The sequence below is a fragment of the Corynebacterium sp. MSK012 genome, from assembly GCF_030232435.1.
Classification (GTDB): domain Bacteria; phylum Actinomycetota; class Actinomycetes; order Mycobacteriales; family Mycobacteriaceae; genus Corynebacterium; species Corynebacterium jeikeium_D.
This window is the reverse complement of record NZ_JASPJU010000003.1, coordinates 23188-37793: the sequence shown is the minus strand read 5'-3', so window position 1 is coordinate 37793 and position 14606 is coordinate 23188. Positions and strand designations below refer to the sequence as shown.

Sequence of the window (14606 nt, the reverse complement as noted above, 5' to 3'; positions counted from 1 at the left end):
TGTAGTTCCTACTCCGTAGGTTCCAGCTCAAAACGGCTCTGCTGGGCGACAAAGCGTGCCGCCGCACGCTTTGCAACCAGCAGGCCAACGAAACCAATCACCCACACACCGACGACAGCCAACCAGCCAATGCGGAAGGTCTCCCAGGTGTAATTTCCATCGGGAGCTGCAATATCCAGCAGGAAGCCGACACCTTGTGCAGCGAGCATGGTGGCCACAAAACCGCCCATATTCGCCAACCCAGTGCCGGTGGCGAGTACCTTGCGATCGACCTCTTCGCGCACTGAGTCAAAGCCGAAGTTGGACATTGCACCAAGACCGGCCATTAGGATGTTGACTACGATAATTGCCCAGTACGCTGGTGGGTTGCTCGGTGCCAGGAACACAAGCCAGACGGCCATGTTGATAAACGCGATTGCGACAACAACCTTGATACGGTCGCGGCCGGTGCGTGCCGAGACCATGCCCATCAACGGCCCGGCGATAATTACTGACAGCGTGTTAACGACCAGCACCACACTGGCCTCGGAGGGCTTAAGACCCATACCTAGCATCATCAGAGGCATGCCCCACAGCAATGTGAAGATGCACTGATGCATCAAACCAGTCCAGTGAGTGAAGAAACCCTGCCAGCACACCGGGTGAGTGGTCACAATCTTCAGAGTCTGGCCGATAGTTAGTTTCTCATCGGCTGCGGCAGAGGCTCCGCCATCGGCAGCCGTTTTCGCGGCCTTCTCGGCGGCGCGGCGTTTACGAAGTGACATCTTGGCTGTGGAGGAGTTCTCCGGGACGTCGGCAAGCGCGATCATGCCTACGATAGCGATGAGAAGACCCGCGGTGCTCAGCGACAAGAACGCGGGCACCCACCCCGCGGCGTGCAGAATCGCGAGGAACGGGACCGCAGAGATGAACTGGCCGAGCTGGCCAAGACCAGCCGTGAGCTGCGTGAACAGCGGAGTGACGCGCAGTGGGAACCACGCGGGAAGCAGCCGCATAGCACCGAGGAATGCGGTGGCATCGCCGGCGCCGATGAACACACGAGCAATGACAGCCAGCGGATACGATGTCGTGAACGCAATGATGACCTGGCCCAGTGCCATGATCAGTGCGCCCACGACCATCGTTTTCTTGGCGCCGACGCGGTCAATGATGATGCCCGTCGGAATCTGCGCCAGGGCGTAGACGCCAACCTGCACGGCGGTGAACAGCGCGAGTTGGGAGGCGTTGATATGGAAGCGATCGAGCGCCTCGACGCCAGCGACACCCATGGAGGTGCGGCCGACGATGGCAACGATGTAGGTAATCAGCGCCGCCAGCCAGACGGCAATCGCGCGGCCAGTGACATGCTCGCGCGGGTCCTTTGCCACCGCGGTGGCGGGCTGATCTGTTGATGAAATCTGATCTTTACCGTTACGCTGCTTTACCACTCGCCACATTGTAGACCCCATCAACCAACCGGCCTGAAGAGGGGTCGCACCGGGGTCTAGATGGCCCCGATCATGCCTGCGGCAAACTACCTTTGTGCCTTAGCCAGAACTTCCTTCACGAAGTCCGCGACCACCAGCCGTGAGACCTTGAAATCAATTACGGCAACGGAAGCCTCATCGGAGTTGGAAACGTCATGGAAGTAGGCGTCGAGTTGGGCAAAGTCCTCAGGTTCGCCGACACTGAAACCGTGAGCGCCATAGGCACGTCCGACTGCGGCGAAGTCGTAGTCGGCAATCTCCATGGACGAGGTGTCCAACCCGACATCGCCAAACTGGTGCAGCTCCGCGCCATAGGCAGCATCGTTAATGAACACCACGCAACCGCCACGACCACGCCGCAGCTGCTCAATCGCCGCAGGTAAATCCGCAATACCCATCGTGCCGCCACCGTCACCGGCGACTAGCACGCAATAGTCCTTGGGGCGTGCCGCCGCGAGGCCGACAAGTGACCCCATGCCCAAACCAATTGACTGAATCGCCGTGCCCACAATCACTTGCTGCTGCGGACCAGGCACATCAAGATATTTCGGAACCCACCCCAGGAAATGGCCACCGTCAGTACACACAGCGCGCTGATTGGGCAGGATACGATTCAGATACTGCAGGCACGCCCGCGGATCCAACCGGCCATCCGCGCACGTCAGCGACTCGACCTCCGCTGTCGTCGGCAGTGTCTTCAACTCCGCACGCCATGTGCTTGACGACGCCCCCCGGGACTTCTCCAGCTGCTCTGCCAGTACGGGCAGAAGTTCCTCCAACTTAGCCAATAGCGGTGTCACCGACGGCTGAGCAGCGGGATGGGGCTCGTCGACAACCTGGATAATCTTCGCGTCCGGTGCAAACATGTTGCCGCCACGGTTTTGGAAAGCGTTGAAGCTTGCTCCCAGGAACAGCACCACATCGGCCTGTCGAGCTAGTTCCACCTGCCACGCATGCGCAAAACCGCCCACGGTGCCAATCTGCCACGGACTGGAAAGCACATGACGAGCCATCGCTGAGTGCATAAACAGTGCCCCCGCACCGTCCCCGATGCGGCGGACTAGATCTGCGGTACCAGAGAGCAACACACCTCTACCAGCAATAATGAGTGGGCGACGGGCAGTTTGCAGTTCCTCGGCCAGCGACGCGACAGTTGACTCCAACCATTCTGGTCGGCCGGTGTGCAGATGCTCCTGATTAGTCGACTGTGTTTCAGACGCAGATGCCGTAATCGGTGCTTCTTGGATGTCATAGGGGAGCAGCAGCACGACAGGCTGCCGAGAACTCAGTGCGTGCTGGACCGCAAAGTTTGCGTCGTCAAGCGCGGACTCGGGAGTAACGGTGCGATGACAGACGTCGAGGGCGTCGAGGAGCGCCGCCTGATTAAGGTCAAAGGGACGTGGGCGTTCCGGGTGCGTGCCGACGACAAAAATTAGCGGAATACGGGCTACTCGAGCCTCGGCCAGAGTGGTTAGCGCATTGGTAAATCCTGCGCCGCAAGTGGCGGTCGCGATGGCAAGCCCTCCACCTGCACGGTGGAATGCATCGGCGGCCCCGACAGCAGCCGATTCGTGTCGGACGGAGGAGTAGCCGAATCCCGATTCAGTAAGGGCTGACGTGAAGTGGGAGTTCGCGTTGCCGATGAGACCGAAGCAGTGGTCGCAGTGCTGGGCCAGTGTGTCGGCCAGCGCCCGCGAGACCGTGGTTGTCTTTTGGGAACCTTCCTGCGGGGAAGATGCGGGCGCGTGGGGCATAGGACGGCTATTAACTCGAGTGAAACTCATGTGAACAATTGTGAGGTAATCACGGGGGTAATAACAGCCCTATAGCCCAAGATAATGCCGTTTGCCCTTAAAAAAGAGGGCACTATTCCACATCGCTGCTGCGCGGATGGGGGGGGAGGTTGGGCTATGCCCGGTTTTAAGCCACGTTGTCGTCGATGAACTTCTTCACCACATCGACATCATTCGGCAGCTCAGTAACGCGGCGCGGGGCATTCATGATGTCCGCGAAACGCTCCGGGCAGTCCGGCTCGCGTCCGGTGGCCTCCAGGATGGTCTCGGAGAACTTTACCGGCAGAGCGGTCTCCAGGCAGACAATTGGGGTGGATACCTGGTCTACCAGGCCGCGGGCGACGTGGATGCCGTCAGCGGTGTGCGGATCGACCATGACCTCTAGGCGCTCCCAGCAGTCCTTGATGGTCTCGACGCGGTCAGCGTGAGTCGAGCGACCGGAGAGGAAACCGTACTGGGCAGAAGCCTCCGGGAAGATCGGATCAGCAGTAAGAGAGAAGCCGCCCTCCTTGACCTTGACACCAAAGAGGTCTGCAGTGCGCTCAGCATCGCGCCCCAGCAGATCGAAGATGAAACGCTCGAAGTTAGACGCGCGGGAGATATCCATCGATGGGGAAGAGGTAGCCTGAGTCTCCGCAGCGCTGCGCACGCGGTAGGCACCCGTGCGGAAGAACTCATCCAAGACATCGTTTTCATTGGTAGCCACAATCAGGCGGTCAATTGGCACACCCATCTGGCGCGCAATATGGCCGGCGCAAATATCACCGAAGTTGCCGGTCGGCACACTGAAGCTGACCTTCTGCGCGTTGTTCGCCTCAGCACCGTTGCCGCCAGTGACACGAATCCACGAGGAGACGTAGTACACGATCTGAGCCATCAGGCGAGCCCAGTTGATGGAGTTGACTGCGCCAATGTGGCGGCTGGCCTTGTACTCCAAGTCACCGGAGACCGCCTTAACGATGTCCTGGCAATCGTCGAAGACACCGTCGAGGGCGACGTTGTGAATGTTGGCATCCTGCAGACCAAACATCTGAGCCTGCTGGAACGCGGTCATTCGACCAGCCGGAGTTAGCATGAACACGCTGATTCCCTCACGGCCGCGCATTGCATACTCGGCCGAGGAACCCGTGTCACCAGAGGTGGCGCCGAGGATGTTCAGGGTCTCGCCACGACGAGCCAGTTCATACTCGAAGAACTCACCGAGCAGCTGCATCGCCATATCCTTGAATGCCGCTGTGGGGCCCATGGACAAGTGACCGATGTAGAGCTGATCTTCCAGCTTCGTCACCGGCACAATATCCGGATCGGAGAACTTCGGGTAGGTGTACGCCCGTGCACAGATACCGCGCAAATCCTCCAGTGGAATGTCGTCCACAAAAAGGCTGACGACCTCTGCAGCCAAGGCTGCGTAACCGTCGTCGACAAGCACGGAGCGCCAACGCGTCAAAGTGGCATCGTCAACCTGTGGGTACTCGACCGGCAGGTAGAGGCCACCGTCGTTAGCGAGACCTCCCAGGAGAATGTCTGAGAACTTGTGCGGCGTGCGCTCTGGGTCGCGAGTCGAAATGAAGTCCAAGGCGGGCCCCTTACATGTATGCCAACACCCGCCGCATCGGCCCATAAGAAGGCCTTTTGAAAGATTGCGACGGGGTTGACCGGTGGATGTTTTCTTTAATTTTTACATATGCACCGAAGCCAGTTAGGCCTCGGTTGTGGAAGATGCGGAATTGGCCTCTTCAGCGTCGAAGCTGAGCTCTTCGGAACGGTCGATGACATCATCCTTGGCAAAGCGGTTAACAATCATGGCAATTGCACCGTCTCCAGTGACATTACATGCGGTACCGAAGGAGTCGATGGCGATGTAGGCGGCAATCATCAAAGCGACCTGCTCCTGATCGAAGCCCAGCATGGACTGCAGCACACCGACCGCGGCCATAATTGCGCCACCTGGAACGCCCGGAGCCGCGATCATGGTGATACCCAAAGTGAGAATGAAGCCGATGGCCATGCCCGGCGAAAGCGGCTTGTCCGCCATGAACATCACGGCAAATGCGAACAGCGTGATTTTCATCATCGAACCGGCCAGGTGGATGGTTGCGCACAGTGGCACGGTAAAGCCAGCGACCTTCTCCGAGACACCATTCTTCAGCGCGGCCTTGTACGTCACCGGAATGGTAGCGGCCGAGGAGGAGGTGCCGAGTGCGGTGACGTAAGCCGGCAGCATGTTCTTCAGGGACGTCCACGGGCTACGGCCAGCGATGGCGCCAGCGATGGAGAACTGGATTGCCAACAGGAGCACGGTGCCGATGACTGCCAGAAGCAGCACCTTGAAGAACATCGACAGCGTCGTGGTCAGGTTGCCGTTCATGCCCATAGACAGGAACATGCCGAAGATGTAAATCGGCAGCAGCGGGATGATAAACGCCGAGATGATCTTCATAATCACGTCGCGCAGCTGCGTCGCACCGCGGTAGAGCGAGTCCGACTTCACGGTGGTCATCGCCACACCGACCGTGAAAGCCAGCAACAGGGCGGTCATGACGTCAAACGGCGGTGGCATCTCCACATTGAAGAAGCTCTCCAGCGCGCCCTCATCAATATCCACCGATGCGCCGGCTTGGTCAGCGCCGAGCAGCCAAGGGTAGAGCCCCTGGGTGGCGGCGTAGGCCAATAGACCCGAGAACACCGTCGAGCCGTAGGCGATAGCAGTGGTAATACCCAGCCACTTTCCGGCGCCGCGGCCCAGGCTGGCAATCGCCGGCGTGATGAGGGCAAAAATCAGCACCGGGATAAAGAAGCCCAGGAAGTTACCAAAGAGGCCATTGAAAGTGACAAAAATTCGAGCCAGCCAGTCCGGGAAGAAAAAGCTGCAGACAATGCCCAGAATAATCGCGACAATAACGCGGAAAAGGAGCGTTTGCGTAAAACGCATTCGGGTACTCATAGTCAATCCTTGTTCGGATGGAATTTACTTCTCTAGCGTGCGGTATTTACGTTATGCAACGCAAATAACCGGGTGTGGTTTTACGCCTTTTCGGCTACCTCTTCTGCAACGGTCTCGTCGGCAAGCACACTCGCCGGGCGATTTGCGCGCTGCTTTCGCGTGACGACGTCAATTGCGTATCCGATCACCGTCGCTGCCAGAGTCGGCAGGAACCATCCGAACTCGATGCTCTGACCAGGTACGAGACTGAGGAAGTCCGCCAAAGCAGAACCACCGACACCCAAACCGGAGAGTACTGAGATACCCGACCAGATGGTGGCAACCCAGACGCCCAGGCGGTAGGTGTAATGCAGCTTGAAGGAGTAGGAAATGACCGGGTCGAGAAGAGTCAGTGCAATCAGAGTGATAGCCGGCGGGTAAATAAAGGTGATGATCGGCGCGGCAATCGCCAGTACCTGAGACAGCCCCTGTGTTGCCATTACGAAGGACATGACCGTGAAGATAATGGCCCAGGCCTTGTAACTGATGCCCGGAAGCAGCAGGTTGAAGAACTCACTGGTGGCGGCAATTAGGCCGACAGCCGTGGTCATACATGCGAGCAGAACGATGAGGCCGAAGACAATCTGTCCGACCTGGCCCATGGCCAGCTTGGAAGCCTCTGCGAGAATGCCCGAGCCGTTATCGAAGGAGGCGGCATTCGGCAGCACCTGGCCGACATAGCCCAGACCCAAGTAGATGATGGCGAGCAAAATGCCGGCGAACAGTCCTGCGGTCATGGTTCCGCGAACCATGCGCTTGCCTTCTGGGACACCGCTGACGCGCAGGGCGGAAATCACAATAATGCCGAATGCCAGGCCGGCGATGGAGTCCATGGTGAGGTAGCCCTCGACCAGGCCGGAGGCAAATGGGGTAGAGGAGTACTTCTCAATTGGCGCAGCCGGAGCGGCATCGAATTTGAATGCCGACATTCCAACCAATACAACCAAGAGAATCAGCAAAGCCGGGGTGAGAATCTTGCCCAGTTTGGACACAATTTCATTCGGATTCCACGCAAGTGCTAAGGCGATACCGAAGAAAACAAAGTAGAAGGCCGCAGCGACGGCCAGTGAATCACTGCCGAAAATCGGCTGGACACCGGTTTCGTACGACACGGCACCGGTACGCGGCAGAGCGTAGAAAGCACCGATGGAAAGGTATGCGATTACCGGGAAGCCCAAGGAAAAGATGCGGCCCGCGCGGAACGCTAGGTCACGCAGGTTGTTGCCTGAAATGGCGATAGCGATGATGGCCAGAACTGGCAACGCCACACCGGTGAGCAGGAAGCCGGTGATTGAGGGGCCAAAATTGGTACCGGAATCCACTCCGAGCTTCGGCGGGAAGATGAGGTTGCCCGCGCCGAAGAACATCGAAAACAGCATGAGAGCTGTAACAACGATAATGGAAGCGAAAGACTTCGGGGACTCCACTCCGCTCGACTTGGTCATGAGAATTGTGTTCTTTCTAAATTAGTGTCGCCCGTAAGGTCAAGGGCGATGCTGCAAGCTGCTGTGGCGACGCCGTTGTTGCCTGTGCTGCGGTGGCGCAAACGCCCGTTACAACAGCGCAATTGCAGTTCGTGTGCCCATGTAGATGAAAGGCCACGATGTCGAAAACTGACACTCTTAATGTGAAATTGTGAATTTTCACGGGCTGGGTGGAGCCTGATGCGTGAATTAAGTTGCGGCTTGTATGAGCCGTCTTTATTGGAATTATTAAGGGGCTTCGACGGCGTTGGTGGTGCCGACGAAGGCACTCTATTTATCCTAATGGGGCGTTCGAGAGAGAGAAAATCAAGAAATTTCCCAGAAAATTTGCTGCCTGTGATGGGGCAGCGAACATAAGAGAAAGAGCCTGGCGCACACGTTTACGCTGACAGCGTGTGTACGCCAGGCTTAGTGCTAATTCCGTCGCTCTACAGCAGATCCTTCACCTTCGGATCCACCAGCGCGGTCACTGCGGCCTTCGCATCGGCCGCAGTTTCGGCATCGACAGCGTATGCTGCCATCTGCTGGCAGGTAGCGCGGTCGTGGAGGCGGAGAGCGGCGCGGACGGCCGGCACCTTCTTGGAAGCCATGGACAGCGAGCTCACGCCGAGGCCCACCAGGACCAGTGCCAGCAGCGGGTCACCGCCGGCTTCACCGCAGACACTAATGGGCTTGCCGGTAGCATTGCCGCCCTTGCATGCGGACTTAATCATTTGCAGCACAGCCGGCTGCCATGGCGATAGGAGATCCGCCAGAGCCCCCTGCATACGGTCGGCCGCCATAGTGTACTGCGACAAGTCGTTAGTACCAATGGAGGCAAAGTCCACAATGGACAGCAGCTGCTTCGCGCGAATTGCTGCTGCGGGGACCTCAATCATGATGCCGACCTTCGGCAGGCCACGCTCCCGTGCCTTGTCTGCAAACCACTTTGTTTCTTCGACCGTTGCGATCATCGGAGCCATAACCCGCAGGTCAGCCTTACGGCCGGTGGCGTCAAACGCAGCGGCGAGTGCATCCAGCTGCGTATCCAGCAAATCTTCCCGAGCCTGCGACAGGCGCAGTCCGCGGCGACCCAGCGCCGGGTTTTCTTCCTCGCCTAGGTCGGCAAAGCTCAGCGGCTTATCCGCACCCGCATCCAGCGTGCGCACAACCACGCGTCGCTCACCGAATGCCTTCAGCACACGAGTGTAGGTTTCCGTTTGTTCTTCCAAACTCGGAGCCTTGTCGCGGTCGAGGAAAAGGAACTCAGTACGGAACAGGCCGGTGCCCTCATTATCCTGCGCTGCCGCAGACTCACCATCTTCCGCGGTACCAATGTTGGCCAGCAGATTCACCGGGTAACCATCAGCGGTCTTGCCTGCGCCCACAGACTGCGCTAGGGCTGCTTCCCGGCGTCGAGCGCGCTCTTCCAACGCGGCGACCTCATCGGCGGTCGGATTCGCAATCACCTCACCGGCGCCGCCGTCAATGGCGACGAAGGTTCCGGCCTCGAGTTCCATGACGCCCTTCGCCTTAACGACGGCTGGAATGCCCAGCTGTGCTGCGAGGATAGCCGTGTGACTGGTCGGCCCGCCACCAGCGGTGGCAATGCCTACGACCAACTCGGGGTCAAGACCCACGGTTTCGGCGGGCGCGAGATCGTCGGCAAGCAGAATAGTTGGGGTGGAGACATCCGGGACGCCCGGTTTTGGCAGGCCACGCAGCTCGCAAATTGTGCGGTCGCGAACATCGTAGAGGTCGGTGACACGTTCAGCCATGTAGCCACCGAGACTGGTTAGGAGCTGCGCGTAGTCCTCAACGGCATCGTGAACGGCCTGGGTGACGCCGGAACCCGCCTTGAGTTTCTTCACCACGGCCTTGGCGAGCGCCCTATCGGAAGCCAGTTGCGCAGTGGCCTCCAGAATCGGACGTGCCTGCGGGCTGGAGTGCTCAGCCTGCTTCTTCAGCGACTCTGCGACGTTGGCCATCGCCGCGCGGACGCGCTCACCATCGGCGACGGGATCGGTCGACGACGGCTCTTGAGTATCAACTCCCGGGGCGGGGAGTACCTTTACTACTTCAGCGCTGGCCGTACCGGTCGAGACACCGATGCCATAGATGACAGTGTGCTGCTCGTTCATTGCTTCCGATCTCCTTTTCGGGACCTCTGCGGGGATACTCGTCGGTCGTGGTGTGCCGTGGTGTTATCCAGGAGTGTTTTAGCTGGGCTTACTCGGCATCCAGGTCGCGCTCGAGCATGGCTGCAAGCTCGTCCAGAGCTGCAGCTGCGGAGTCGTCCTCGCAGCTCAGCGTGACTTCGTCGCCGTGCTTAGCGCCGAGGGTCATGACCTCCAGGATCGAGGCGGCATCGGCCTCTTCGTCGTCAAGGGAAATGACAATGTCGTAGTCGTACTCAGCAGCAGCCTGAGTGAACAGGGAAGCCGGGCGAGCGTGCAGGCCTACGGAGGAACCGATGGTAGCGGTACGAGTAATCATGGTTGAATCCTTTCGGGTCGAATATGTGAAATTTTCTGACTCAGGCACAGTGCCTGTACATCCCACCGCGGGTGCGCCGCCCGCTGGTGCTTGCTTAGCATCAACGTCGCGCACGCTCCGGGAAACCCTGGAGGCGGTGGGAGATACAGCCGCTGCCTGCACAATGCGTGCAATGTGCAGGGTGAGGTAGGAAACTTCGTCTTCCGTCAACCCCGACCCCAGACGCAGTTCAATGACTGCGGAGATACGCTGTGCGCAGCGAAACGCCTCTGGGGCGGAGTCACGGATGGCCTGGCCAATAGCGGAGGAGTGATCTTTCAACTGCTCATGCTTGGCAATCCGGACGAACAGGTAGCGCAGGTGTGTGATGAAGCGCCCCACATTGACAGTCTCTGGCTCCAGCGTGATGCCAAAATCACTTTCAATGATTGTGAGCAGCTGCTGCAGGACGCCCGTCATGGTGTAGGTGAAGCTCAAATCACCCGTAGAAAAACCAGCATTGACCAGGTGTAACGTAATCGCCACCGCTTCTGAGCGGGGCAATGGCGCTATACGACGGTCATTGAGGGCGCGATTGATATGCGACAAAATCGCCTGCGCCTGCGCGTATTCTTCACTATAAAGTTGGCTGACCTCCGCGAGCAGCGGGTACTCTGCTCGCTGCCCGTTAGCTGCCCTCATGATGGCGAAACCAATGTGATCGGCCAACGCCACAAGGAGGGAAGCGTTCTTCGTCATCGATTCCGGCAGGCCGGCTGCGGTTACCGCATCGGTCACAAGAGTCATGTGAGCCAGCGGAATTTCTGTGAGCATCGTGGCAATATGGTCCGGATCGCGGCCTTCTGCCGGGACGAAGATTCGGACTACTTTGCTCGAATCAACCGGCTGTCCCGGGCGAGCCTTGAACCCAATGCCGCGGCCGGTGATGATTTTTTCACCGGTCGCGTCCTTGGCCAGGACCACGTTGTTATTGAATACTCTCAGGATTTCCATGTCGGTAACCGTGAACTCCTCCATAAGTTGAGGGATTTCAGGCCGGTATGCCTTCTAGAAATCAATTATGGCTGAACTTCGATGACCATGTCGCCGGCTTGGACAGAGATGCCGGTGACCGGGGAAACCTTGGTTAGCTTCTTGGTATTGGTGATGGTCATCAGTGTCGTGGTTGGGTAACCAGCTTCCTTGACCTTGTCGAAATCGACCTCGGCAAGTACATCGCCGGCCTCGACGTGCTGCTTCTTGGAAACCTGGACATCGAAGCCTTCACCGGCCATCTTGACTGTGTCGATACCGACGTGGACGAGTACCTCTACACCGTCATCGGTCTTAATACCGAAGGCGTGACCGGTCTTTGCCACAGTCATCAACGTGCCCGATACGGGTGCGACCACGGTAGAACTGGTTGGCTTGATACCGACACCGTCACCGAGAGCACCGGAGGCAAAGACCGCGTCGCCGGCCTCGGCAAGGCTGACAACCTCACCGGCAACCGGGGCCTGCACCTGTACAGGCTTGGTATCAACGGCAGTTGCGACACCACCGGCGCCAGCTGCCGCAGCAGCCGGTGCGGCAGCCTCGGCGTTGGTACCAGCGTCACCGGAAGCCTCAGCTGGAGCCGAATCGGAGCCACTGGTGGCAGCGTGTGGGGTGGCGTCGCTGGGTTCGTCGTCAAGCTCTGCGGCGCGTGCGGCCTCGGCCTCAGCCTTCTCTTCCGGCGTGCGGTAGTCGGTGAGAATGATGGCGAACATGGCGACGAAGAATGCCACGGCGACGGAAATCAGGTAGACCCACATCGGTTTGAACACGACAGTGGTGATGAGGGAGGTGAAGACGAAGGCGTTGGTTGTCACACCACCGAACGGAGCCGACAGGATGGCGATAGTCAGACCGCCGGCGAAACAGCCGAGCAGCATGCGCGGGTAAATCCGCTTGAAGCGCAGGTGAATACCGTAGAGGGACGGCTCGGAGATACCACCGAAGAGACCGGCAGCGAGTGCACCCGTTGCAGTTTGGCGCATCTGAGTGTCGTGGTCGCGCATGGAAAGAACCAGCACACCGGCAGTTGCTCCGAAGCAGGCGAAGTTCCAGGCACCCATCGGGCCTTGGATGAAGTCGTAGCCGAGAGTCTGGATATTGACCAGCATCAGCGCATTCAGTGGCCAGTGCAGGCCAAGCGGTACGAGGAACGGGTAGAGCATCGGGATGAGAATTGCGAACACAAACGGTGCGTTCGAGTTCATCCATGCCAGGCCGGAGCCGATGCCGTTACCAAGCCAGATGCCCAGCGGGCCGATGAGGAAGGCCGTTAGCGGAATCATGATCAGCATGGAGATAAACGGCACGAAGACCATCTGCACATTCTCCGGGAAGATCTTCTTCAAACCGTGGTAGACCACTGCCAGGATGGCGACCATGATCAGCGGTACAAAGACCTGTCCGCCGTAGTCATTGAGCTGCATTGGCAGGCCGAAGATGTTGGCGGTGAAAGTTTCGGTACCGAGTTCCTCGTTGACTGTCTTGATGGTGTCCGAGAAGCGATCGGTATCCTGCAGACTCATAAACTCCGGCGTCATTAGGGCAGCCATGATGGCTGCGCCCAGCCATGGATCTACCCGCAGCTTCTTCGCTGCGTTGTAGGCGACCATGATTGGCAGGAAGTAGAAGACGCTGCGCCACATGGCATCGACGAAAATCCAGGTGGCGGACTTATCCTCAGCGCGGAAGTCGACGATGTTCAGGCCGTCGAGTACAGCCGCAATCGCGATAATCAGCGATGCACCCAACAGCACGCCCAGGATTGGGCGGAAGGAATCCGAGAGGTACTCGAAGAAATTGTCCAGCCAGGAGTACTTGCCGCGTGCCTTCGAGCGAGCTTCTGCCTTAACGTCTGCGTCGGACTTAGTGGCGACTGCGCCGGCACCCTTCATTTCCGGTAGATGCTTAATTGCCGTGTACATCGATTCGACGCCACCGCCACAGATGACCTGGTAGCGGTTATCGCCCTGGTGAACGACACCGAGTACGCCCGGCACCTTGTCAATCTTGTCCTCGTTAATCTTGGAGACATCACCGAGTTCAAAACGCAGACGCGTCGCACAGTGCGTCATGCTTGTGATGTTTCCGGGTCCACCGAGGTTTTCAACTATTGCCCTCGCGCTGGAATCTTTTGACGACCCCATCGTGACCTTCCTTCACAGTAAGCAGGGCCGTTAAACGCAAAAAGACCCGAGGCACCACAAACTGTGGGCCTCAGGTCTTGCCTCAAAAGAGTAACAACCCTGGGTTGATATCTATTAACTTCGACCCTACTCCGCTTTACATAGTTTTGACAAGGTAGTAATTCAAGCTCAAATTTCACATTTGGGGATAGCCTGGATTGTCTGTGGACAACCGCATGCAACCTATTTCGCGCTCAGTGCGGAAGTCGTAAGGTGGCAGCTATGAGGATTGGAGTTTTAGGTGTAGGAGCTGTCGGCGGCTGGTTTGGCGGTCGCCTCGTGCAAGCGGGTTATGATGTCGTCTTTCTCGCCCGCGGCGAGACCCTGACACGTCTTCGTGAGGTGGGGCTCACGCTTATCGACGAGCACGGGGAACGCAGCATTATCCCCGTCAAAGCAGCCGACAATTGGGGTGAACTCACTGCCGATGGCGTCGACGTCGATGTTGTGATTGCGGCAACCAAGGCGCTGCCGGGCAACGATCCTTTCCCGCAAGTTCCGGCTGGTGCAGCAGTGGTGACCACCCATAACTCGGTGGAAATCCCTTATTTGGCAGCGGGGCGGTTCGGTGAAGACAAGGTGTTCCCGGGTGTTATCCGCGGTTTCTTTATCCACACTGGCCCGGCAGAAGTCACCTTCCGACCAGGACCGATGAGCCTGAACATCGGCACATTCGATGACTCCACTAATGACCTGGTCGGGGCAGTTATCGAGGCATTGCACATGGCTGGGCTCGGTGGCGAACAGCTCCCGGATATCTGGGTCGATATCTGGGCAAAAGCGATGTTCGTGGCTAACCTCGGTGCCCTAGGTGCCCTGGCTGATAGTCCGATTGGTTACTTGCGTTCGGAAATGCGCGACAGCTTGACGCGGATGTTTGAAGAAACCGAGGCAGTCGGTCGAGCCTGCGGCGTTGCGCTGCCAGAGGACATCGTGTCGCGGACCTTGGCCTTTACTGATGATCAAGGGTACGACAACACCTCGTCGATGCAGCGCGACTACACCGCGGGACTTACCAATGAGCTCGATGCCCAGATTGGCGCGATCCGCCGGATGGGGGCAGAAGGCGAAAGTGGAAACGCCGACGCTGGATCTGGTGTATGGCGCTCTGGTTGGGCGTCAACACAAGCATATGAATTAAGAGCTGCGGTGCTCAGCTAAGTCAAACCGGAATTGGGGGATTGGAA

General features: G+C 58.4%; 9 protein-coding genes and 1 pseudogene. 1 reads left to right on the top strand and 9 read right to left on the bottom strand.

Translation table 11 applies throughout. The features are described 5' to 3' along the window. Window positions 1-8 precede the first annotated feature (8 nt). The 9 genes and pseudogenes from QP977_RS02435 to QP977_RS02395 all read right to left on the bottom strand — a co-directional run bounded on the left by QP977_RS02435 (window position 9) and on the right by QP977_RS02395 (window position 13380). The gene (locus QP977_RS02435; protein WP_049189591.1) at window positions 9-1436 is read right to left on the bottom strand and encodes an MFS transporter; all 1428 of its coding nucleotides are present in this window, start codon (window positions 1434-1436) and stop codon (window positions 9-11) included. A 77-nt stretch (window positions 1437-1513) separates the two neighbouring features. After that, window positions 1514-3250, bottom strand: a complete 1737-nt coding sequence (locus QP977_RS02430; protein WP_224784053.1) for a thiamine pyrophosphate-binding protein — start codon at window positions 3248-3250, stop codon at window positions 1514-1516. A gap of 136 nt (window positions 3251-3386) precedes the next feature. Beyond that, window positions 3387-4835 carry a threonine synthase gene (gene thrC / locus QP977_RS02425; protein ID WP_049189589.1) on the bottom strand — a complete coding sequence of 483 codons (1449 nt, stop codon included), beginning with the start codon at window positions 4833-4835 and terminating at the stop codon, window positions 3387-3389. 123 nt (window positions 4836-4958) lie between these two features. Continuing rightward, on the bottom strand, window positions 4959-6203 hold the full coding sequence (locus tag QP977_RS02420) for a dicarboxylate/amino acid:cation symporter (RefSeq protein ID WP_187269940.1): 1245 nt from the start codon (window positions 6201-6203) through the stop codon (window positions 4959-4961). Window positions 6204-6283: 80 nt separating this feature from the next. After that, window positions 6284-7687 carry a branched-chain amino acid transport system II carrier protein gene (gene brnQ / locus QP977_RS02415; protein WP_069359208.1) on the bottom strand — a complete coding sequence of 468 codons (1404 nt, stop codon included), beginning with the start codon at window positions 7685-7687 and terminating at the stop codon, window positions 6284-6286. Between the two features lie 467 nt (window positions 7688-8154). Then, window positions 8155-9846 (bottom strand): phosphoenolpyruvate--protein phosphotransferase, encoded by a 1692-nt coding sequence (ptsP, locus tag QP977_RS02410; protein ID WP_070827462.1) that lies wholly within the window; start codon window positions 9844-9846, stop codon window positions 8155-8157. Between the two features lie 88 nt (window positions 9847-9934). Then, window positions 9935-10201, bottom strand: a complete 267-nt coding sequence (locus QP977_RS02405) for an HPr family phosphocarrier protein (protein ID WP_224433282.1) — start codon at window positions 10199-10201, stop codon at window positions 9935-9937. A gap of 177 nt (window positions 10202-10378) precedes the next feature. Next, window positions 10379-11194: pseudogene (locus QP977_RS02400) on the bottom strand (PRD domain-containing protein); the annotation flags it as partial. A gap of 65 nt (window positions 11195-11259) precedes the next feature. Next, window positions 11260-13380, bottom strand: coding sequence for a glucose PTS transporter subunit IIA (locus tag QP977_RS02395; RefSeq protein WP_016423055.1), 2121 nt, complete (start codon window positions 13378-13380; stop codon window positions 11260-11262). A 261-nt stretch (window positions 13381-13641) separates the two neighbouring features. Between QP977_RS02395 and QP977_RS02390 the strand changes: the two genes are divergently transcribed. Then, on the top strand, window positions 13642-14580 hold the full coding sequence (locus QP977_RS02390) for a 2-dehydropantoate 2-reductase (protein WP_284847108.1): 939 nt from the start codon (window positions 13642-13644) through the stop codon (window positions 14578-14580). The last annotated feature ends 26 nt before the right edge of the window (window positions 14581-14606 follow it).

What these genes read in the sequence shown, in the direction of transcription:
- QP977_RS02435 (WP_049189591.1), bottom strand. Translation starts at nt 1,436, where the DNA reads ATGTGGCGAGTGGTAAAGCAGCGTAACGGTAAAGATCAGATTTCATCA.
- QP977_RS02430 (WP_224784053.1), bottom strand. Translation starts at nt 3,250, where the DNA reads ATGAGTTTCACTCGAGTTAATAGCCGTCCTATGCCCCACGCGCCCGCA.
- QP977_RS02420 (WP_187269940.1), bottom strand. Translation starts at nt 6,203, where the DNA reads ATGAGTACCCGAATGCGTTTTACGCAAACGCTCCTTTTCCGCGTTATT.
- brnQ (WP_069359208.1), bottom strand. Translation starts at nt 7,687, where the DNA reads ATGACCAAGTCGAGCGGAGTGGAGTCCCCGAAGTCTTTCGCTTCCATT.
- ptsP (WP_070827462.1), bottom strand. Translation starts at nt 9,846, where the DNA reads ATGAACGAGCAGCACACTGTCATCTATGGCATCGGTGTCTCGACCGGT.
- QP977_RS02405 (WP_224433282.1), bottom strand. Translation starts at nt 10,201, where the DNA reads ATGATTACTCGTACCGCTACCATCGGTTCCTCCGTAGGCCTGCACGCT.
- QP977_RS02395 (WP_016423055.1), bottom strand. Translation starts at nt 13,380, where the DNA reads ATGGGGTCGTCAAAAGATTCCAGCGCGAGGGCAATAGTTGAAAACCTC.
- QP977_RS02390 (WP_284847108.1), top strand. Translation starts at nt 13,642, where the DNA reads ATGAGGATTGGAGTTTTAGGTGTAGGAGCTGTCGGCGGCTGGTTTGGC.